We start from the raw sequence: 20,979 nt of genomic DNA, 5'->3' as shown, positions 1-20,979 counted from the left end.
TTCCTCATTGCCTGAAGGCATCGTCATGTCGTGGTCAATTCGCCGATGAGCATCGAACGCCGTCAACCCGATGGATTCGCGCTCAAGGTCATGCTCGGGTTGTGCCTGATCTGGGGTATCCAGCAGGTCACCATAAAATGGGCCGCGCTCGATATCGCCCCGGTGATGCAGGCGGCCATGCGCTCGGGCATTTCCGCGGTCCTGGTGGCCGCACTGATGTGCTGGCGCGGGGGCTGGGCGCACATGCCCTACACCTGGCGCGCCGGGCTGCTGGCCGGCTCACTGTTCGGGCTGGAATTCTTGTTCATCGCCGAGGGCCTGAAGCTGACCTCGGCAGCGCACATGTCGGTCTTTCTCTATACCGCCCCGGTGTTCACGGCGCTTGGCTTGCACGCCTTGCTACCCGGAGAGCGCCTGCGGCCCCTGCAATGGCTGGGCATTGCCCTGGCGTTCAGCGGTATCGCCTTCGCTTTCGCCGGCGGAATTTCCTGGCAACATCTGGACCGACGCATGCTGCTGGGTGATGCACTGGGCGTGATGGCAGGCTTGTGCTGGGGCGCGACCACGGTGGTGGTGCGCACCTCGCGCCTGTCCGAAGCACCCGTGACGCTGACGCTGTTCTACCAGTTGATCGTCTGCGTGGTCGGGTTGTTGATCATCGCCCTGGCCACGGGGCAGTTCACGCAGGTCAGTTTTACCCCGGTCGGCATCGCCAGCGTACTGTTCCAGGGGGTGGTGGTGTCTTTCGCCAGCTTCCTGATCTGGTTTTGGCTGCTGCGACGCTACCTGGCGTCCAATCTGGCCGTGTTCTCGTTCATGACCCCGCTGTTCGGCGTGACGTTCGGTGTGCTGCTGCTGGGCGAACCGCTGAGCGTGAATTTCATTCTGGGCGCGCTGTTCGTACTGCTGGGCATCACCTTGGTCAGCGCCGAGCAGTGGGTGCGCCGACGATTACGAACGTGGATAAGGTAATGAATTACTTGCCTGGCAGATGATCAATACGTAGGACTGCGACTTTTCGACACAAGTGCGTGAATGCATCCTACGTCGCTTAGCGCTATGATCGAACAGAAGCGACGGACCATGACCGTCGTTCGGGCTTTTCCCTGAAGGGGGGCGATATGAACGGTAACTTGTACAACTGGCTCCACGATCTGGCTGTCGCACTGGGGCTGGTGCCGCCGCCACCACAGCCTGTGCCTATCCCGGCCGACAACCACCGGCCTCGGCAGCGCCCTCGGCGCTGAGCCCTCCGGGCCCGTCGCGCGCCATGCAAAACGCCCCTTACGGGGCGTTTTTCGTTGCTGACAGCGCTCAAGCCGCCTGGGTATTGGCCCGGCTGGCGTCGACTTTCGCCAGGTAAGCATCCAGGCGAACCGCGGCCGCATCATCGACGAACAGCCCCAGCTTGCTGCGACGCCACAGCACGTCTTCGCTGCGGGTGGCCCATTCCTGCTCGTACAGGTAATCGACTTCGCGGCTGAACAGCCCCGTGCCCAATTCCTCGCCCAGATCGGCTACCGACTGTGCGCCTTCGATCAAACGCCAGCTGCGGCTGCCGTAGCTGACCGCCCAACGCTCGGCCAGGCCGTTTGGCAGCCAGGGAGCTTTCACCCGCATGTCCTGAGCCAGGGCCTGCGGCGTGCTCATGTCTTCGCCACCGGGCAGGGCACTGGTCGCCGTCCAGCTACCGCGCATCTGCGCGAAGAATGGCTTCAACTGTGCCATGGCCGACTCAGCCAGCTTGCGGTAAGTGGTCAACTTGCCGCCGAACACCGAAAGGATCGGCGCCTCGCCGTGGCCGCCGCTGAGCGACAGGGTGTAGTCGCGGGTAATGGCCGATGGGTTGTCCGACTCGTCGTTGCACAGCGGGCGAACGCCCGAATAGGTGCGCACCACATCGCTGCGGCTGACCTGTTTCTTGAAGTGGGCGTTCACCACCTTGAGAATGTAGTCGGCCTCGGCGTCGGTGATCTCCACCTTGGACGGGTCGCCCGTGTATTCACGGTCGGTGGTGCCCAGGATGGTGAAGCGATCCAGGTACGGGATGGTGAAGACGATGCGCTGGTCTTCGTTCTGCAGGATGTGCGCCTGCTCGCCTTCGTACAGGCGTGGCACGATCAGGTGGCTGCCCTGGATCAGGCGGATGCCGTATGGGGATTGCAACTGCAGGTCGTCACGAATGAACTTCGCTACCCAGGGCCCGGCCGCATTGACCAGCGCGCGCGCCTTGAGGGTGAACGTGCTGCCGTCCTCGCGCTGCAGATTGACCTGCCACACACCGTCTACACGCTTCGCGTCGACACAGCGGGTGCGGGTATGGATATGTGCGCCTTTTTCCCGCGCTGACATGGCGTTGAGTACCACCAGGCGAGCGTCGTCGACCCAGCAGTCGGAATATTCGAAACCGCGGGTGATTTCCGGCTTCAACGCACTGTCGGCGCCGAAGCGCAGGCTGCGCGAGCCTGGCAGCTTTTCTCGCTTGCCCAGGTTGTCGTAGAGGAACAGCCCGGCGCGGATCATCCAGGCAGGACGCAGATGAGGCCGATGCGGCAGGACGAAACGCATGGGCTTGACGATGTGCGGAGCCTTGGCCAGCAACACTTCGCGTTCGGCCAGTGCTTCGCGTACCAGGCGAAATTCGTGGTGTTCCAGATAACGCAGGCCGCCGTGGATCAGCTTGCTGCTGGCCGAAGAGGTGTGGCTGGCCAGGTCGTCCTTCTCGCAGAGAAACACGGAAAGCCCACGCCCGGCAGCGTCGGCGGCAATCCCCACGCCATTGATGCCACCACCGATCACGGCGACGTCGTAGATTTCAGCCAGCGGTTGGCGGGGCAAGGTCGAATGGGGCATGGCAGCCTCCTGCGTTTATCAAGGAGCGTTCGAATGAGTGCTTTGAATTCGAACATCAATGTTCAATTTCGAAAATACTAGCCCAATACGAAGGGCTTAGCCAGTCGAAGATGATTGAAATTGTTGATCGAAGGGGGTCAAAGCGAAGAAATACGAACATCAGAAGCGAAGCTGATGCGCCGTGGGCGTTGCCAAGTGGGGATTGTGGACGGGCAGGGCGGCTTGCGCCGCTGCCACAGGGTCAGACGATCTCGAGGCGGATCTTGTGTTGTTGCAGCAATTGCAGCAAGGCGGGCACGGGTGGCTGATCGGTGACCAGGCAGTCGATCAGGCTGATCGGGCCCAGGCGGACCATGGCATTGCGGCCAAACTTGCTCGAGTCGGCGGCCAGAATGACTTGGCGCGCATTGGCGATGATCGCCTGGCTGACGCGAACCTCCTGATAGTCGAAGTCCAGCAGGCTGCCGTCTTCGTCGATACCACTGATGCCGACCAAGGCGAAGTCGACCTTGAACTGGGTGATGAAGTCGATACTCGCCTGGCCCACCACGCCGCCGTCACGGCGTACGTTGCCGCCGGCCAGCAGTACGTCGAAGTCGTCCTTGCCGCTGAGGATCGAGGCCACGTGCAGGTTGTTGGTGATGATCTTCAGGTGGCTGTGGTTGAGCAGGGCGCGGGCGATGGATTCGGTGGTGGTGCCGATATTGATGAACAGCGAGGCGTGGTCGGGGATCTGGGCGGCAATCGCCTCGGCGATGCGCTGTTTCTCGTCGCGCATCTGGTCGGCACGCATGGCGTAGGCCGTGTTTTCGATGCTCGAATCGTAGGCGGCGCCACCGTGATAGCGACGCAGCAGATTGACCTCGGCCAGCTGGTTGATGTCACGCCGGATGGTTTGCGGCGTCACGACGAACAGTTGGGCCATTTCCTCGATGCTGACATAGCCGCGTTCGCGTACCAGTTCGAGGATCTGCTGTTGGCGGGGAGGCAGGTTCATGGGGCTTCCTTTGGCTGCCATGCAAAAGCATGCATGATGCCGCAGGAACGGGCCCCATCGCCAGAAGTGATTCCATGGACCGCACTTGCGCAGGCCGGAACTGGCCGGTCTGCGCGTTCACTCGGTCACTGCTCTTCGTGCGGTTCCCAGTCACGGGTGCGTTCAACGGCCTTTTTCCAGCCAGCGTAGAGTTTTTCCTTGCCGGTTTCGTCTAGCAGAGGCTCGAAGGTACGCTCGATCACGGCCTTGCCGCGCAACTCATCCAGGCTGCCCCAGAAGCCGCACGCCAGGCCCGCCAGGTAGGCGGCACCCAAGGCCGTGGTTTCGCGCATCTGCGGACGCTCCACCGGAGTGCCGAGAATGTCGGCCTGGAACTGCATGAGGAAGTTGTTGGCCACCGCGCCGCCGTCCACGCGCAGGGCGCTCAGGCGCTCGCCGGAATCCTGTTGCATGGCGTCGAGCACGTCGCGGGTCTGGTAGGCAATCGACTCAAGCGCCGCGCGAATGATGTGGTCGACGCGTACGCCGCGGGTCAGGCCGAACAGCGCGCCACGGGCATAGGGGTCCCAGTAGGGCGCGCCCAGGCCGGTGAACGCCGGCACCAGGTAGACACCATTGGTGTTCTTCACTTTGCTGGCGAAATATTCGGTGTCGTAGGCGTCGTTGACGATCTTCAGTTCGTCGCGCAGCCACTGCACGGTCGAGCCGCCGTTGAACACGGCGCCTTCCAGGGCGTAGGCGACTTCGCCACGCGGGCCGCAGCCGATGGTGGTGAGCATCCCGTGCTGCGACGTGACGGCCTTCTTGCCAGTGTTCATCAGTAGGAAGCAGCCGGTGCCATAGGTGTTCTTGGCCTGGCCAGGCTCGACGCACATCTGGCCGAACAAGGCGGCCTGCTGGTCGCCGGCGATCCCGGCAATGGCGATGCCGCTCTTGGTATGGCCGTAGATTTCCGACGACGACTTGACCTCTGGAAGCATCTCGCGCGGGATGTCCAGGGTCTGCAGCATCTTCTCGTCCCACTCCAGGGTGTGGATGTTGAAGAGCATGGTGCGCGAGGCGTTGGTGTAGTCGGTGACGTGCACCTTGCCGCCGGTGAATTTCCAGATCAGCCAGCTATCGACGGTGCCGAACAGCAGCTCGCCGTTGCGTGCGCGCTCGCGGCTGCCTTCGACGTTGTCGAGGATCCATTTCAGCTTGGTGCCGGAAAAGTACGGGTCGACCACCAGGCCGGTGGTCTGCTTGATGTAGTCTTCCAGGCCGTCGCGCTTGAGCTGCTGGCAGATCTCGGTGCTGCGTCGGCACTGCCAGACCACGGCATTGTAGATCGGGCGACCGCTGTTCTTGTCCCACACTACGGTGGTTTCACGCTGGTTGGTGATGCCGATGGCCGCAACCTGGGCGTGGCTCAGCCCGGCCTGGGCCAAGGCCTCGACCATGGTCGCGCTCTGGGTGGCGAAGATTTCCATCGGGTCGTGCTCGACCCAGCCGGCCTGCGGATAGTGCTGGACGAATTCGCGCTGCGAGGTGCCGACGACATTGGCGTCGCGGTCGAAAATGATCGCCCGGGAGCTGGTGGTACCTTGGTCCAGGGCAATGATGTAGTTCTTGTTGTCGGTATCGGTCATGTCGATGGCCTTGCGCAAGTGTGCAATAAATGCGGAATGTGGTGTTTGTGCAGGCTCAGGAGGCCTGCACCTTCGATGCGGACGCTTCGGCCGACCCGTTGTTCGAGTTTGGCAAATGGCGTGCGATCAGTACCCGGTACGCGCCGGCGCCCAGGCAGGCACCTACGATCGGCGCCACGATGGGAACGATGAAATAGGGAATCGTGCGGCCACCGGTGAAGGCTATTTCACCCCAGCCGGCGATGAACGTCATCAGCTTTGGACCGAAATCCCTGGCCGGGTTCATGGCAAAGCCGGTCAGCGGCCCCATGGCGCTGCCGATCACGGCGATCAGCAAGCCGACCAGCAGCGGCGCCATGGCCCCGCGCGGAAGACCGTTGTGCTCGTCGCCCAGGGCCATGATCACCGCCATCAGGATGGCGGTGATGACCATCTCGACCAAAAAGGCCTGACCGATGGACAGCGCCGCATGGGGGTAGGTGGAGAAGATGCTCGCCGTTTCGAGGCTCGCTTGCGTGCCCCTGACGATGCCGTGGGTTTGTTCGTAATCGAAGAAAAGGCTGCTGTAGAGGGTATAGACCAGTGCCGCGGAACAGAACGCGCCTGCCACCTGAGCCAGAATGTAGAAGGGCAGCTTGCGTTTCTCGAAGCCGCCGAACAGGCACAGGGCGATGCTGACCGCCGGGTTCAGATGGGCACCGGACACGCCGGCCGTCAGGTAGATCGCCATGCTCACGCCGACGCCCCAGATGATGCTGATTTCCCACAGGCCGAGGCTGGCACCTGCGACCTTGAGCGCCGCGACGCAGCCGGTACCGAAGAAGATAAGCAGCGCGGTGCCGAGAAACTCGGCAGTGCACTGGCCCGACAAGGTCGGTTGTTGCTGTGCGGTCATCGTGTATTACCCCAATTGTTTTTTTTGTCTGACGCCGTTTTCGGCGCCTGGAATCTGTCGTCGTGCGATCCCCATCGCACGTCGCAGTACAGCCTTCGAGCACATTGTACTATCGTGCCTATCTTCACAAACGAAAAAATATAGACAAGAAACGCCGCTGTCAAAGGTCGAAAGCGAACGAGTTCGTTCATTGCCTGCGAACTTTTCCGCGCATTTCCGGCAAAGCCACGGTTGGCGTGGCTTGCCCGCCTGTGTCCTAATGCCGGGCCTGTTTTTTATTTGTCTGGAGTCCCTGCATGACCCCCGCCCTGGACCTCTTGAAGAAGCACCGCGCCGAGCATCGAGTGCATGCCTATGAACATGATCCCAAGGCAGCTTCCTATGGACTCGAAGCGGTGGAAAAGCTCGGTCTGACCGCCGCGCGGGTGTTCAAGACCCTGCTGGCGGCGAGCGAAAGAAGCGAGCTGCTGGTGGCAGTGGTGCCGGTGACCGGCACCCTGGATCTCAAGGCGCTCGCGCATGCGGCCGGCGTGAAGAAATGCGAGATGGCAGATCCGCAGGCTGCGCAGCGAGCCACGGGGTATCTGCTGGGCGGGATCAGCCCGCTGGGGCAGAAGAAGCGCTTGCGGACCTTCATCGATCAAACCGCCGAGGCATTGCCCAGCATGTTCGTAAGCGCCGGCAGGCGCGGGCTGGAAGTCGAGCTGGCGCCGCAGCTGCTGGCCGAGCACACCCAGGGTCGCTTCGCCGATATCGGCCGCCCCTGATGCACCAAGGAAATTATTCATCGACTCGACGAGTCGAACGCCGATAGCCAGACGGCTTGGCCGCCACCCCTTTCCGCAACAGCGAGGATTGCCATGCAACTGGATTTCCATCAGGTCGATGCGTTTACCCAACAGCCTTTTGCTGGCAACCCGGCAATGGTCTACCGCCTCGACAGCTGGCTGGCCGACGAGCTGATGCAGAAGATCGCCGCCGAGCACAACCTGGCGGAGACCGCGTTTTTGGTTCGCGAAGCGCAGGGCTGGCATATCCGCTGGTTCACCCCGCGCACCGAAGTGCCCTTGTGTGGCCATGCCACCTTGGCCAGCGCCTACGTGCTGTTTCATGTCTATGGGGAGACGGCGTCGAGCCTGTCGTTCGCCAGCCGCTCGGGCAACCTTACCGTCAGCCGTGAGGGCGACCGGCTGTGGCTGGACTTCCCGGCGATGATGCCCGAGGAGCAGTTGGGCCTGACCCTGGAGGTCGAGCGTGCCTTGGGTTGCGAAGCGGTCGACGTAATGGCGGCGGCGTCGCTGTTCGTCCTGCTGGAGTCGGAGCAGGCGGTACGCCAGTGCCGCCCGAACATGGCGGCCCTGGCACGCTTGCCCTGGCCCGGGGTGATCATTACCGCCCGGGGCGACCATCAGGACTTCGTTTCGCGCTACTTCGCACCTGCCATCGGCATCGACGAGGACGCGGTCACCGGCTCCACCCATTGCAGCCTCATCCCGTACTGGTCGAGGCGTCTGGTCAAGACCAGCCTCACTGCCTACCAGTGCTCGGCGCGGGGTGGCGATCTGTTTTGCCGGATGGAAGGCGAACGGGTCAAGATCGGCGGCTACGCCACGTTGATCAGCAGCGGCCGGCTACTGCTCGGTGCCCAGCCCTGATTGCGCCGAAGCCAGTGTGCCGGCCTGATCGTCGAGCAGCGCCATGAAGGCCCGCGCCGCATTCGACAGGGTCCGTTCGGTGTGCAGGATATAACCCAACTGGCGGCTCAGCTGCACACCGGGTAGCTGGAAGCGCGCCACTTGCTCGTCGAGCATGGTGCGCGGCAGCACACTCCACGCCAGGCCGATCGACACCATCATCTTGATGGTTTCCAGGTAGTTGGTGCTCATGGCGATGTTCGGGCTCAGGCCTTGCGCCTCGAACAGGCGGCTGACGATGTGGTGGGTGAAAGTATTGCCGCCCGGAAACACCGCCGGATGTTCGGCGATATCGCTCAGCTTCACCACCGCCTGCAGGGCCAGCGGATGTTCCGGGGCGGCGACGAAATCCAGCGGGTCATGCCACACCGGTACCGAGCGCACCAGGTGATGGGGCTCGGGCGCCAGGGTGATCACCGCCAGCTCCGCACGTCCGTGCAGGATCTCCTCATAGGCCACTTCCGAATCGAGAAACTGGATGTCCAGGGCGACCTTGGGGTACATCCGCGTGTAGGTGCGCAGCAGCGAGGGCAATCGGTGCAGACCGATGTGGTGGCTGGTGGCGAGGGTCAGGCGGCCCGTCACGTCGCCGCTCAGGTTGGTCAGGGCGCGGCGGGTGTCTTCCAGCACATCGAGAATCTGGTAGGCGCGTGGCAGCAGGGCCCGGCCGGCCTCGGTCAGATTGACTTCGCGGCCCAGGCGATCGAACAAACGCACGCCCAGCTGCAATTCCAACCCGGCGATGCGTTTGCTGATCGCCGGCTGGGTCAGGTGCAGCCGATCCCCGGCCCTGGAAAAACTGCCCACTTCGGCGATGGCTATAAAGGCATTGAGACTGGCCAGGTCCATGCGCGAATTCCTTTTGGTTATCCAAAGTATTAAAATTATGAATTTGAGTTATTCAAGATAACCTCATAGCATCACCCCTACAAGCCAAGCGGTTATAGGCATAGAAAAGACAGCAAGACTGATGAGGAAACGTCTGATGGCCGGCAAAACGCTCTACGACAAGCTCTGGGATTCGCATTTGGTCAAGCAGCGCGACGATGGCTCGGCGCTGATCTACATCGACCGTCACATCATCCACGAAGTGACTTCGCCCCAGGCGTTCGAAGGCTTGCGCCTGGCCGGCCGCAAACCGTGGCGCATCGACGCCAACATCGCCACGCCCGACCACAACGTGCCGACTACCCCGGAACGCAAGGGCGGCATCGGCGCGATCGCCGACCAGGTGTCGCGTCTGCAGGTGCAGACCCTGGACGACAACTGCGACGAGTACGGCATCACCGAATTCAAGATGAACGACGTACGCCAGGGCATCGTCCATGTCATCGGCCCGGAGCAGGGCGCGACCTTGCCCGGCATGACCGTGGTCTGCGGCGATTCGCACACCTCGACCCACGGTGCCTTCGGTGCCCTGGCCCATGGCATCGGTACCTCGGAGGTCGAGCACGTGCTCGCCACGCAGTGCCTGGTGGCCAAGAAAATGAAGAACATGCAGGTGTTGGTCGAAGGTACCTTGCCGTTTGGCGTGACCGCCAAGGACATCGTGCTGGCCGTGATCGGCAAGATCGGCACCGCCGGCGGCAATGGCCATGCCATCGAGTTTGCCGGCAGCGCCATTCGCGACCTGTCGGTGGAAGGCCGCATGACCATCTGCAACATGTCGATCGAGGCCGGCGCCCGCGTGGGCCTGGTGGCTGCCGATGAAAAGACCGTCGCCTACGTCAAGGGTCGGCCGTTCGCGCCCAGCGGCGCCGATTGGGACAAGGCGGTGGAGTCGTGGAAAGGGCTGGTGTCCGACGCCGATGCCCACTTCGACACCGTGGTGCGCCTGGATGCCGCGCAGATCAGGCCGCAGGTCAGCTGGGGGACCTCGCCGGAAATGGTCCTGGCCGTTGACCAGAACGTGCCGGACCCGGCGCGCGAGTCGGATCTGGTCAAGCGCGGTTCCATCGAGCGCGCGCTGAAATACATGGGCCTGACCGCCAACCAGGCGATCACCGACATTCAGCTCGACCGCGTGTTCATCGGCTCGTGCACCAATTCACGCATCGAAGACTTGCGCGCCGCCGCAGTGATCGCCAAGGGCCGCAAGGTGGCCTCGACCATCAAGCAGGCCATCGTCGTGCCGGGCTCGGGCCTGGTCAAGGCGCAAGCGGAGCGCGAAGGCCTGGACAAGATTTTCCTCGAGGCGGGCTTCGAGTGGCGTGAGCCGGGCTGCTCCATGTGCCTGGCGATGAACCCGGACCGGCTGGAGTCGGGCGAGCACTGCGCATCGACCTCCAACCGCAACTTCGAAGGCCGCCAGGGCGCCGGTGGGCGTACCCATCTGGTCAGCCCGGCCATGGCCGCCGCAGCCGCCGTCGTCGGTCGTTTCGTCGACGTTCGTGAATTGATCCAGGGGAACGCAGCATGAAAGCCTTCACTCGACACACCGGCCTGGTCGCTCCGTTGGATCGTGCCAACGTCGACACCGACCAGATCATTCCCAAGCAGTTCTTGAAGTCGATCAAGCGCACCGGCTTTGGCCCGAACCTGTTCGACGAATGGCGCTACCTGGATGTCGGTCAGCCTTACCAGGACAATTCCAAGCGTCCGTTGAACAAGGATTTCGTCCTCAATCACGAGCGCTACCAAGGTGCCAGCGTGCTGCTGGCGCGGGAGAACTTTGGTTGCGGCTCCAGCCGCGAGCATGCGCCGTGGGCATTGGATGAGTATGGCTTTCGCGCCGTGATCGCGCCGAGCTATGCAGATATCTTCTTCAACAACAGCTTCAAGAACGGCTTGCTGCCGATCATCCTCAGTGATGAGCAAGTCGATGAGTTGTTCCAGGAAGTCGAGGCCGCGCCGGGTTACCAGTTGACCGTGGACCTGGCGACCCAGAGCGTGACCAGCCCGAGCGGCAAGGTCTACAGCTTCGAGATCGACGAGTTTCGCAAGCACTGCCTGTTGAATGGGTTGGACGATATCGGCCTGACCTTGCAGGACGGTGAGGCGATTGCGACGTTCGAGGCCAAGCATCGGGCCAGCCAGCCTTGGTTGTTTCGTGATTGATTGATGTAGGCAGGTTTGGCCTTTTCGCGGGCAGAGCCCGCTCCCACATGGGCGGCGAGTCCTCTACGCGCGAAGAGGCCCGCAAGGCCACCGAAAACCCAGGCACAAGGAAGCCCAGCCCATGACCCAGCACACCCAAGTCGTGCAGAAACAGTTCGGTGAACAGGCTTCGGCCTATCTGAGCAGCACCGTTCACGCCCAGGGCGCGGAATTTGCGCTGCTTCAGGCGGAGCTGGCGGGCCAGTCCCAGGCTCGGCTGTTGGACCTGGGGTGTGGCGCCGGCCACGTCAGTTTTCATTGCGCGCCACTGGTCAAACAGGTGGTGGCCTATGATCTGTCGCAACAGATGCTCGACGTGGTCGCCAGCGCTGCCAGCGAGCGGGGGCTGGGCAATGTCGGCACCGAACTCGGCCCGGCCGAGCGGCTGCCGTTCGCCGACGCCGCCTTCGACTATGTGTTCAGCCGCTATTCGGCGCATCACTGGAGCGACCTCGGCCTGGCCCTGCGCGAAGTGCGCCGTGTGCTCAAACCCGGTGGCGTGGCCTGCTTCATCGACGTGATGTCGCCGGGCAGCCCGCTGCTCGATACCCATCTGCAAAGTGTCGAAGTGCTGCGCGACACCAGCCATGTGCGCGACTACAGTGCCGGCGAATGGCTGAGCCAGGTGAATGAAGCGGGCCTGCAGGTACGCGGGCACACTCGCCAGCGCCTGCGCCTTGAATACGCCTCGTGGGTCGAGCGCATGCGCACGCCCGAGGTCATGCGCGCGGCCATCCGCGCCTTGCAGCAAGCCGTGGGCGCCGAGGTGCGCGAGTATTACCAGATCGACGACAATGGCTCGTTCAGTACCGACGTGCTGGTGTTGTGGGCCCAGCGTTGAGCATTCATTCACGGCCTGCCCGGGGGCATGCCGTATTACCGGAATTAACGAGGAACGCATGAGCAAGCAGATTCTGATTCTCCCAGGCGACGGCATCGGCCCGGAAATCATGGCCGAAGCGGTCAAGGTGCTGGAACTGGCCAACGCCAAGTTCCAGCTGGGCTTCGAACTGGCCCACGACGTGATCGGCGGCGCTGCCATCGACAAGCATGGCGTGCCGCTGGCCGACGAGACCCTGGCACGTGCCCGTGCCGCTGACGCGGTGCTGCTGGGCGCGGTGGGCGGGCCGAAATGGGACAAGATCGAGCGCGATATTCGCCCGGAACGCGGTCTGCTGAAGATTCGCTCGCAGTTGGGCCTGTTCGCCAACCTGCGTCCTGCCATTCTCTACCCGCAACTGGCCGATGCTTCCAGCCTGAAGCCGGAAATCGTTGCCGGGTTGGACATCCTCATCGTCCGTGAGCTGACCGGCGGCATCTACTTCGGCGCGCCGCGTGGTGTGCGCGAACTGGAAGGCGGCGAGCGCCAGGCCTACGACACCCTGCCGTACAGCGAGAGCGAAATCCGCCGCATCGTGCGCGTCGGCTTCGACATGGCCCAGGTGCGCGGCAAGAAGCTGTGCTCGGTGGACAAGGCCAACGTATTGGCGTCGAGCCAGCTGTGGCGTGAAGTAGCCGAGGAGATCGGCAAGGATTACCCCGATGTCGAGCTGAGCCACATGTACGTCGACAACGCCGCGATGCAGTTGGTGCGCGCGCCGAAACAGTTCGACGTGATGGTCACCGACAACCTGTTCGGCGACATTCTTTCCGATGAGGCGTCGATGCTTACCGGCTCCATCGGCATGTTGCCTTCGGCCTCGCTGGACGCCCACAACAAGGGCATGTACGAGCCCTGCCACGGTTCGGCGCCGGACATCGCCGGGCAAGGCATCGCCAACCCGCTGGCGACCATTCTGTCGGTGTCGATGATGCTGCGTTACAGCTTCAACCAGCACGATGCTGCCGCTGCCATCGAGCAGGCGGTCAGCCTGGTGCTGGATCAGGGCTTGCGCACCGGCGACATCTGGTCTGAGGGCACCACACGGGTCGGTACGCAGGAAATGGGCGATGCAGTAGTCGCCGCGCTGCGGAATCTGTAATCTCTTGGGCCCGCTGCGACTTTCCATCGACAGCAGCGGCCCACTTTTCAAGAAGGTGTAGTTGCGATGAAACGTGTAGGTCTGATCGGTTGGCGCGGTATGGTCGGTTCCGTGCTTATGCAGCGGATGCTGGAAGAGCAGGACTTCGATCTGATCGAGCCGGTGTTTTTCACCACTTCCAATGTCGGCGGCCAGGGCCCGGCGGTCGGCAAGGACATTGCCCCGCTCAAGGATGCCTACAGCATTGAAGAGCTGAAGACACTCGACGTGATTCTGACCTGCCAGGGTGGCGACTACACCAGCGAGGTATTCCCCAAGCTGCGCGAGGCCGGCTGGCAGGGTTACTGGATCGACGCGGCTTCCAGCCTGCGTATGCAGGATGACGCGGTGATCGTGCTCGACCCGGTCAACCGCCGGGTGATCGACCAGCAACTGGATGCGGGCACCAAGAACTACATCGGTGGCAACTGCACCGTAAGCCTGATGCTGATGGGCCTGGGCGGGCTGTTCGAGGCCGGTCTGGTGGAGTGGATGAGTGCCATGACCTACCAGGCGGCTTCGGGCGCCGGCGCACAGAACATGCGCGAGCTGATCAGGCAGATGGGCAGCACCCATGCCTCGGTCGCCGATGACCTGGCCAACCCGGCCAGCGCCATTCTCGACATCGATCGCAAGGTCGCCGAAGCCATGCGTGGCGAGGGTTACCCGACCGAGAACTTCGGTGTGCCACTGGCTGGCAGCCTGATCCCCTACATCGACAAGGAACTGCCGAATGGGCAGAGCCGTGAAGAGTGGAAAGCCCAGGCCGAGACGAACAAGATTCTTGGACGGTTCAAGAGCCCGATCCCGGTGGATGGTATCTGTGTGCGTATCGGTGCAATGCGCTGTCACAGCCAGGCGCTGACCATCAAGCTGAACAAGGACGTGCCGATGGCGGACATCGAAGGGCTGATCAGCCAGCACAACCCATGGGTCAAGCTGGTGCAGAACAGCCGCGAAGCGAGCATGCAGGAACTCACGCCTACACAGGTTACCGGCACGCTGAACATCCCGGTCGGGCGCCTGCGCAAGTTGAACATGGGCTCGCAGTACCTGGGCGCGTTCACCGTCGGCGACCAACTGCTGTGGGGCGCCGCCGAGCCGCTGCGTCGCATGCTGCGGATCCTGCTGGAGCGCTGATTCCTCCAGCGTGACCGCATCCAACGCCGACGCGGCTTGCGCCGCTGCTACAGGGGGTTGGATCTCTGTAGCAGCGGCGCGAGCCGCGTCCGGGTCCAACGCGTTCGTCCAGGATTACCGCATCTACCGCCGACGCGGCTTGCGCCGCTGCTACAGGGGGTTGGATCTCTGTAGCAGCGGCGCGAGCCGCGTCCGGATCCAACGCGTTCTTTCAGGAATGCCGCACCCACCGCCGACGCGGCTTGCGCCGCTGCTACGGGGGGTTAGATCTCTGTAGCAGCGGCGCGAGCCGCGTCCGGATCCAACGCGTTCGTCCAGGATTACCACATCCACCGCCGACGCGGCTTGCGCCGCTGCTACAGGGGGGTTAGATCTCTGTCGCAGCGGCGCGAGCCGCGTCCGGGTCCAACGCGTTCGTCCAGGATTACCGCATCCACCGCCGACGCGGCTTGCGCCGCTGCTACGGGGGGTTAGATCTCTGTAGCAGCGGCGCGAGCCGCGTCCGGATCCAACGCGTTCGTCCAGGATACCGCATCCACCGCCGACGCGGCTTGCGCCGCTGCTACGGGGTTGCGGTGGGGTGGTGTGCTTATTGGGCTGGGAAGGTTTCCAGCGCATGCTGCAGGCTGGCTTTCGACAATTCGCCGAGATGGCTGCCGAGCAGCTTTCCTTCGCTGCTGTAGAACAGCGTGGTCGGCAGCGCGACCGAACCCAGCGCGCGGCCCAGTTCGCCCTGGCTGTCGAATAGCACCTGAGTCAAATCCAGCCCCGTCGTCCCGGCGAAGCTCGCCACGATCTGCGCGGTTTCGCCATGGTTCACGAACAGAAAACGCACTTCAGGGTGAAGTTTCTGCATTTCCAGCAGCACAGGCATTTCTCGTCTGCAGGGTGGGCACCAGCTTGCCCAGAGGTTGATTACCATAGGTTTGCCCCCGTAGCTGCGCAGCGCTACGGGTTGGCCTGTGGCGGTGTGCAAGGTGACCTCGGGCAACTGCGAGTGCCGCGCCTGCTGATACCCGTGGCTGCCGAGGCTGGCGAGCGTCCAGAACAACAGGCCGCTGGCCAGGCTCCAGCCCAGCGTGCGGCGTATTAACGGGCGCCGCCAGGCACACACCAACGCCATCAGAGCACTCACCAGCAAGCCGGGCCACAGCAGGAAGCCACCGTCGCGTATATCGGGAATCTGCCAGAGATCCTGCCGATACTGCGCCCAATAGCGCAGCACGAAAGCCCCGCGCGCGACCACCAGGCACAGCAGGAACAGGCGAAATATCAGCGCTTCTGGATTGCTGCCAAACCCCTTGCGCGCCAGCTGCCAGCCCACGAGGCTGGCCAAGCCCAGCGCCAGCAATATCAGCAGGTGATGCAGGGAAAGGGCGAAAGGCCCTACGGCAAGGCTCAGCATGACAACAGATCCTGATGAAGTGATCCGACAAGTATGGCTGCATCAAGGTTAACCGATGGTTAACCAGCTCCAGGCCACTGTCACTGTGTGCACTCGATATCTCCCTGTAGGAGCGGTCCGTGGCCGCGAAAGGGCGGCGCGGTATATCAGACAGACCGCAGCGCCAGCTTCGCGGCCGATGGCCGCTCCTACAGGGGGGCGCTGTTCAGCGCATTGTAGGAGCGGTCCGTGGCCGCGAAGGCCCAGTGCAGTTCGCACAGATGCACCGCGGTGCGTTTTTCGCGGCCAATGACCGCTCCTGCCTTGTATCAGGGGCATAATGTTGTGTTAATCACGGCCCGTCACTGTGCGGCCTTTATTCTTCGAGCGCTGTCATGCACGTATTGCTTTGCGAAGACGACGACCTGATCGCCAGCGGCATCGTCGCCGGGCTCAATGCCCAGGGGCTGAACGTCGACCGGGTGGCCACCGCCTCGGCCGCGCAGGCCATGCTGCAGGCAGCCAGCTTCGATGTGCTGGTGCTGGATCTGGGCCTGCCCGACGAAGACGGCATCAAACTGCTCCACCGCCTGCGCCAGCGTGGGGTGGCTCTGCCGGTGCTGGTATTGACCGCCCGCGACAGCGTCAGCGACCGGGTCGCCGGGTTGCAGGCAGGTGCCGACGACTACCTGCTCAAACCCTTCGACCTGCGCGAACTGTGCGCGCGGCTGCACACCCTGCAGCGCCGCGTGGCTGGCCGCACCTTGAACATGATCGAACATGGCCCGCTGCAGCATGATCCCAGCACCCGGCAGACCTGGCTGGCCGGCCAGGCCATCGACCTGTCCCGCCGCGAACAGGCGCTGTTGTACGCCCTGCTGCAGAACCGCGGCCGCGTCCTCTCCGGCGAACAGCTCAAGGACAGCGTCTACGGCTTCAGTGACGAAGTGGAAAGCAATGCATTGAACGTGCACATTCACCACCTGCGCCGAAAGCTGGGTAACGGCATCGTCGAAACCGTCCGCGGGCTGGGCTACCGCCTGGGTCCGGCTCACACCGAACCAAAAGAGGCCCCATGAGCCTGCGTCTGCGTTTGAGCCTGATCCTCGGCGCGGCCTTCGTGGTCATCTGGGCACTCGCCGCCACCTGGATGTTCCGCGATCTGCGCAGCCAGATGATGTTCTCTCTGGACCAGCGTCTGGTGGCCTCGGCACGCATGGTCGCCGGCATGGTCGACCGTTTGCCGCAACCGCTTGCGGCACAGGGCGAAGGCACCCGCTTCAGTGCCGACCAATGGAGCATTCCTGACGGCATCGCCTGCCAGATCAGCTCGTTGCGCGGCGAAATCCTTGCCCGCAGCCACAGCAATGCCGACCAGGTGCTGGACGATCAGCGCACCGGTTTTCACGATCAGGCCATCGATGGCGAGCACTGGCGCAGTTTCACCCTGGCCCGTGACGATGTGCGAATCACCACCGCCGACCGCGAACTGGAACGCGAAGCCTTGAACCGTTCGGTCATGCTGGCTGCCTCCGCGCCGGTGCTCATGGCCCTGCTCGGCAGCATCGCGATGCTCTGGCTGGGTATCGGCAAGGGCCTGGCGCCTCTCAACCGGATGTGCGAGGCGCTGCGCAAGCGCGATGTCGATGCCCTCGACCCGCTGGTGCTGAAGTCGCTGCCCAGCGAACTGCAGCCGTTGCTGGACACCCAGAACCAGCTGTTTCTGCGCATCGGTCGCACCCTCGAGCGCGAGCGACAACTGACAGGCGATGCGGCGCATGAGTTGCGCAGCCCGCTGACCGCGATCAAGACCCACTTGCAGGTGGCCCGCATGACCACCGGCCTTGCCCATGAGCAGGCTCTGGCGCACGCCGAGGAAGGCGCCGACCGGCTGCAGCGCACGCTCGAGCAGTTGCTGCTGCTGGCGCGAGTCGAGGGCAGTCTGTCGTTCGATGATGGGGCACCGTGCAGTGCCGAACACGTGGCGCGCCTGGCCATCGGCGATGCCAGCCAGACGGATCGTTGGCGGGTCGAGTTGCACATGCCGCCGCAGTTGCCGTCGATTGCGTTGGGCATGCCGTCGACCCTCGCGGTACAGGCGCTGCGCAACTTGATCGACAATGCCCTGCGGCACAGCCCCGACCGGGCGCCGGTCTGGCTGACACTGGCCACCGAGCCTGGCTGGGTCTGCTTCACGGTGCGCGACTTCGGCCCTGGCATCGGTGCCGAAGATTTGCAACACCTTACCCAGCGTTTCTGGCGCAGCCGCGCCAGTGCCGGTTGCGGGCTGGGCCTGGCGATCGTTCAGGCCATCGCCCAGCGTTGCGGGTGTAGCCTGGACTTCGACAGTGGCGAAGACGGCCTGCGCGCCATCTTCAGGATTCCGGTCCGGCCGGTGTGAGCGGCAGTGGCTCAGCGCGCCGAGAGCGCGCTGGCCAGTTGCTGCGGGTCATTGAAGGTCTTGATGTCCACCACTACGCCATCCTTGAGTTCCAGCCACTGCACGGTTTCGCGGTCGCCGTTGTAGCGCGGCGCCACCCGGCCTTCTTCGTCCAGCAGGATGCGGTAGTTGAGTTTCTTCATGCCCGGCATGGCGATCCACTTGGCCACCGAAGGCATGTGCTCGATATCCGCGATGTAGGCCGCATGCCGTGATTCGAGAAACTCCTTGGGCCGCTTCTCCATGGCAGTCCCCATCAACTGGGCGGCGTCCATGCTGCGTGCGACGATGATCAACTGGGTCTGGTCGCTGAGCGAGTAGGGTTGTTCGAATTGGTCGAGCAGGGTCCACGGACCCAGGCGTTCACCGATCTCCGTGGCCTGGGCAGTAAGAGAAAGCAAGCTGAGAAGTAATGCGCAGCAGTATTTCATTGCGGCAAGGTCCTGGGACAGTGGGGTTTACATTAGAGCGGATCGGCCACGTGGGTACAAAGGTTTAGCGGCACCCTGGGTGACTTTTTCCGTGCTGGTCGATCGAGCAAGGTGTTGCCTGTTCGCGGCGCCGTGGCACAATTGCGCATGTCCAGACCCCAATGCTCTCGCTGCCATCGCCCCCTTGCACAGTGCCTGTGCGCCCTGATCCCGAACCTGCCCAGCCACACTCGGGTGCTGATCCTGCAGCACCCCAGCGAGGTTGATCATGCCTTGAACACAGCGCGTCTGGCCGCACTGGGCCTGCAAAACTGTGAGATCAGGGTCGGCGAGGTGTTCCAAGACCTGCCCCGGTGGCTGGCCCAGCCGGGCTATCAGCCCTGCCTGCTGTTTCCCGGGGAACACAGCGAAGCATTGAGCGCTTACCAGCCCTGCGCCCAGCCCAGGCTACTGGTGGTACCGGATGGTACCTGGCGCAAGGCGCGCAAACTGCTGCACCTCAATCCACCACTGGCCGCCTTGCCCAGGGTTCAGTTGGCAGGCGCCGAGCCTTCGCGCTATCGCTTGCGCAAGGCACCCGGCCCCGGCGCGCTATCGACCCTCGAAGCCATCACCCAGGCGCTGGAAGTGCTCGAATCACCGGCATCCTTCCAGGCATTGCTCAAGCCCTTCGACGCGCTCATCGACGGGCAGATCGCTGCCATGGGCGAAGAGGTCTATCGGCGCAACCATCAGCGCCATTGATGGATCGGCCAGCCGGCCTTTTCGGCATGCTCGCGCAGCACCGGGTCGGGGTTGACCGCATGAGGCGACGGTACTTCCAGCAGCAGCGGCAGGTCGTTGCGTGAATCCGAATAGAAGCTTGCGCCTTGCAGGGTTTCACCCTCGTCGTGCATCCATTCGCGCAGGCGCTTGATCTTGCCCTCGCGGTAGGTCAGTACGCCCACCGTATTGCCACTGTAGGTGCCGTGCTTGAGCTCGAGCTCGATGGCCAGCACATCGTCGACGCCCAGCCGCGCCGCGATTGGCCCGACCAGGTGAATGCCCGAGGCGGAAATGATCAGGATGCGGTCACCGGCCGCGCGGTGGGCGGCGATGGTGCGGGTGGCGTCGCTGAAAATGATCGGCTCGATGAAATCTTCCACCCACGGCTCGACCAGGTGTTCGACCTCTTCCGGCGTGCGCCCGAGCATCGGCTCCAGGCTGAACGCCATGTAGTCTTCCATGGCCAGCCGACCCTCGTTGTAGGCCTGCATCAGCTCGTGGTCGCGGCGCATGAAGGACTCGGGATCGACCCAGCCGAGGCGACCCATCTGCTCGCTCCAGAGCGAAGCACAGTCGCCGTGGATGAGGGTTTCGTCGAGATCGAAAATCGCTAGAGCCATGTGGAACCTCCCGTGGAAAGACGCTCAGGCTACCTCACAAAGTGCGTCGGGCCCAATCGTCAGGGACACCCTTTGGCCGTCGGGCAGCAGGTCGGCGGCCGTGCGGTTGAGCACGTCCACCAGCAGCTGCACGCCGTGGGCCTGCACCCGGTAGCGGATCACGTTGCCCAGCAGGCTATGGCTGCGGATCTCGCCGTCCAGGGCACCGTCAATCCCCAGTTCGATGGCTTCCGGGCGAATCGCCACGCGGGTGTGGATCGGCCGCTGCAGCAGGGCGCTGGCCTGGGCGGCATCGAGCAGGTTGTAGTTGCCGATGAAACCGGCAGCGAACGCATCGACCGGCGCCGTGTACAGACTTTGCGCATCGCCGCTCTGGACGATGCGGCCCCTGTTCATCAGGAAGATGCGGTCGCTCATGGTCAACGCCTCTTCCTGGTCGTGGGTGACGAAAATCGTGGTCAGACCCAGTTCCCGCTGGATCTGCCGGATCTGCTCGCGCAGGTGCTTGCGGATACGTGCATCCAGGGCCGACAGGGGCTCGTCGAGCAGCAACAGGCGCGGGCGGGTGACCAGCGAGCGGGCCAGGGCGACCCGTTGGCACTGGCCGCCGGACAACTGATGGGGATAGCGCCCGGCAAACTCACCCAGCTCCACCAGCGCCAGTACCTCGGCCACGCGGCGGGTACTTTCGGCGCCCTTGACCTTTTGCATGCGCAAGCCGAAGGCGACGTTCTGTTCCACGTTCATGTTGGGAAACAGGGCATAGCTCTGGAAGACCATGCCGATATCGCGCTTCTGCGGGCCAAGCGGAGCAAGGTTTTGGCCATTGAGCAGGATTGTGCCGGCATTGATCGGGGTCAGCCCGGCAATGGCGCGCAACAGGGTCGACTTGCCGCAGCCGGAGGGCCCGAGCAGGGTGATGAATTCCCCTCGCTCGACGGTGAAGCTGATATCGCTGAATACTTCGGTAGTGCCGTAGCGCTTATCCAGTCTTTCGACGCTGACGAAGCTCATA

General features: G+C 63.3%; 21 protein-coding genes. 12 read left to right on the top strand and 9 right to left on the bottom strand.

What is annotated here, in order from left to right:
* The first annotated feature begins 45 nt into the window (after positions 1-45).
* Together H7993_RS06910 and H7993_RS20840 are read left to right on the top strand one after the other, a co-directional pair.
* A complete protein-coding gene (locus H7993_RS06910) occupies positions 46-972 on the top strand; it encodes a DMT family transporter (RefSeq protein ID WP_185793887.1) in 927 nt (308 codons plus the stop codon).
* A gap of 149 nt (positions 973-1,121) precedes the next feature.
* Positions 1,122-1,247 (top strand): PA1414 family protein, encoded by a 126-nt coding sequence (locus H7993_RS20840; protein WP_286916280.1) that lies wholly within the window; start codon positions 1,122-1,124, stop codon positions 1,245-1,247.
* 67 nt (positions 1,248-1,314) lie between these two features.
* On the opposite strand, the gene glpD is transcribed toward H7993_RS20840, so the two are convergent.
* The 4 genes from glpD to H7993_RS06890 all read right to left on the bottom strand — a co-directional run bounded on the left by glpD (position 1,315) and on the right by H7993_RS06890 (position 6,373).
* The gene (gene glpD, locus H7993_RS06905) at positions 1,315-2,853 is read right to left on the bottom strand and encodes a glycerol-3-phosphate dehydrogenase (protein ID WP_185793886.1); all 1,539 of its coding nucleotides are present in this window, start codon (positions 2,851-2,853) and stop codon (positions 1,315-1,317) included.
* Positions 2,854-3,094: 241 nt separating this feature from the next.
* Positions 3,095-3,850 (bottom strand): DeoR/GlpR family transcriptional regulator, encoded by a 756-nt coding sequence (locus H7993_RS06900; protein ID WP_043187404.1) that lies wholly within the window; start codon positions 3,848-3,850, stop codon positions 3,095-3,097.
* A 125-nt stretch (positions 3,851-3,975) separates the two neighbouring features.
* Positions 3,976-5,478 carry a glycerol kinase GlpK gene (gene glpK / locus H7993_RS06895; RefSeq protein WP_122479712.1) on the bottom strand — a complete coding sequence of 501 codons (1,503 nt, stop codon included), beginning with the start codon at positions 5,476-5,478 and terminating at the stop codon, positions 3,976-3,978.
* A 55-nt stretch (positions 5,479-5,533) separates the two neighbouring features.
* Positions 5,534-6,373, bottom strand: a complete 840-nt coding sequence (locus H7993_RS06890) for an MIP/aquaporin family protein (RefSeq protein ID WP_185793885.1) — start codon at positions 6,371-6,373, stop codon at positions 5,534-5,536.
* 296 nt (positions 6,374-6,669) lie between these two features.
* On the opposite strand from H7993_RS06890, the gene ybaK reads away from it, so the two are divergent.
* Positions 6,670-7,140, top strand: coding sequence for a Cys-tRNA(Pro) deacylase (gene ybaK / locus H7993_RS06885; protein ID WP_185793884.1), 471 nt, complete (start codon positions 6,670-6,672; stop codon positions 7,138-7,140).
* 93 nt (positions 7,141-7,233) lie between these two features.
* The gene (locus H7993_RS06880) at positions 7,234-8,028 is read left to right on the top strand and encodes a PhzF family phenazine biosynthesis protein (RefSeq protein WP_122479215.1); all 795 of its coding nucleotides are present in this window, start codon (positions 7,234-7,236) and stop codon (positions 8,026-8,028) included.
* Here H7993_RS06880 and H7993_RS06875 read toward each other — a convergent pair.
* On the bottom strand, positions 8,005-8,916 hold the full coding sequence (locus H7993_RS06875) for a LysR family transcriptional regulator (RefSeq protein ID WP_185793883.1): 912 nt from the start codon (positions 8,914-8,916) through the stop codon (positions 8,005-8,007). The genes H7993_RS06880 and H7993_RS06875 overlap by 24 nt on opposite strands.
* A gap of 136 nt (positions 8,917-9,052) precedes the next feature.
* Here H7993_RS06875 and leuC point away from each other — a divergent pair, with 136 nt between their 5' ends.
* From leuC to asd, 5 genes are all read left to right on the top strand, one after another.
* Complete coding sequence (gene leuC / locus H7993_RS06870; protein WP_185793882.1) at positions 9,053-10,486, top strand: 3-isopropylmalate dehydratase large subunit; 1,434 nt, start codon at positions 9,053-9,055, stop codon at positions 10,484-10,486.
* On the top strand, positions 10,483-11,124 hold the full coding sequence (leuD, locus tag H7993_RS06865; RefSeq protein WP_122479212.1) for a 3-isopropylmalate dehydratase small subunit: 642 nt from the start codon (positions 10,483-10,485) through the stop codon (positions 11,122-11,124). The genes leuC and leuD overlap by 4 nt, the downstream gene beginning before the upstream one ends.
* A gap of 121 nt (positions 11,125-11,245) precedes the next feature.
* On the top strand, positions 11,246-12,004 hold the full coding sequence (locus H7993_RS06860; protein ID WP_185793881.1) for a class I SAM-dependent methyltransferase: 759 nt from the start codon (positions 11,246-11,248) through the stop codon (positions 12,002-12,004).
* Between the two features lie 58 nt (positions 12,005-12,062).
* Positions 12,063-13,145, top strand: coding sequence for a 3-isopropylmalate dehydrogenase (gene leuB, locus H7993_RS06855; RefSeq protein WP_122479210.1), 1,083 nt, complete (start codon positions 12,063-12,065; stop codon positions 13,143-13,145).
* A gap of 66 nt (positions 13,146-13,211) precedes the next feature.
* Positions 13,212-14,324, top strand: a complete 1,113-nt coding sequence (gene asd / locus H7993_RS06850; protein ID WP_122479209.1) for an aspartate-semialdehyde dehydrogenase — start codon at positions 13,212-13,214, stop codon at positions 14,322-14,324.
* A 589-nt stretch (positions 14,325-14,913) separates the two neighbouring features.
* On the opposite strand, the gene H7993_RS06845 is transcribed toward asd, so the two are convergent.
* The gene (locus H7993_RS06845) at positions 14,914-15,729 is read right to left on the bottom strand and encodes a TlpA disulfide reductase family protein (RefSeq protein ID WP_185793880.1); all 816 of its coding nucleotides are present in this window, start codon (positions 15,727-15,729) and stop codon (positions 14,914-14,916) included.
* A 374-nt stretch (positions 15,730-16,103) separates the two neighbouring features.
* Between H7993_RS06845 and H7993_RS06840 the strand changes: the two genes are divergently transcribed.
* Both H7993_RS06840 and H7993_RS06835 read left to right on the top strand, forming a co-directional pair.
* Complete coding sequence (locus tag H7993_RS06840; protein ID WP_122479207.1) at positions 16,104-16,787, top strand: response regulator; 684 nt, start codon at positions 16,104-16,106, stop codon at positions 16,785-16,787.
* Positions 16,784-18,109, top strand: coding sequence for an ATP-binding protein (locus tag H7993_RS06835; RefSeq protein ID WP_185793879.1), 1,326 nt, complete (start codon positions 16,784-16,786; stop codon positions 18,107-18,109). Before H7993_RS06840 ends, H7993_RS06835 begins: the two co-directional genes overlap by 4 nt.
* Before the next feature lie 11 nt (positions 18,110-18,120).
* Here H7993_RS06835 and H7993_RS06830 read toward each other — a convergent pair whose 3' ends face one another.
* Positions 18,121-18,579 carry an FAD/FMN-containing dehydrogenase gene (locus tag H7993_RS06830; RefSeq protein ID WP_185793878.1) on the bottom strand — a complete coding sequence of 153 codons (459 nt, stop codon included), beginning with the start codon at positions 18,577-18,579 and terminating at the stop codon, positions 18,121-18,123.
* A gap of 147 nt (positions 18,580-18,726) precedes the next feature.
* Here H7993_RS06830 and H7993_RS06825 point away from each other — a divergent pair, with 147 nt between their 5' ends.
* Complete coding sequence (locus tag H7993_RS06825) at positions 18,727-19,323, top strand: tRNA-uridine aminocarboxypropyltransferase (RefSeq protein ID WP_185793877.1); 597 nt, start codon at positions 18,727-18,729, stop codon at positions 19,321-19,323.
* On the opposite strand, the gene H7993_RS06820 is transcribed toward H7993_RS06825, so the two are convergent.
* A complete protein-coding gene (locus H7993_RS06820; RefSeq protein ID WP_122479204.1) occupies positions 19,311-19,964 on the bottom strand; it encodes an HAD family hydrolase in 654 nt (217 codons plus the stop codon). The two genes, H7993_RS06825 and H7993_RS06820, sit on opposite strands and share 13 nt — an antisense overlap.
* A gap of 24 nt (positions 19,965-19,988) precedes the next feature.
* Positions 19,989-20,978 carry an ABC transporter ATP-binding protein gene (locus tag H7993_RS06815; RefSeq protein WP_185793876.1) on the bottom strand — a complete coding sequence of 330 codons (990 nt, stop codon included), beginning with the start codon at positions 20,976-20,978 and terminating at the stop codon, positions 19,989-19,991.
* Position 20,979 lies beyond the last annotated feature (1 nt).

This window comes from Pseudomonas baltica (genome assembly GCF_014235765.1).
Taxonomy (GTDB): domain Bacteria; phylum Pseudomonadota; class Gammaproteobacteria; order Pseudomonadales; family Pseudomonadaceae; genus Aquipseudomonas; species Aquipseudomonas baltica.
The sequence above is the reverse complement of the archived record's forward strand: the minus strand, read 5'-3'. Positions and strand labels throughout refer to the sequence as shown.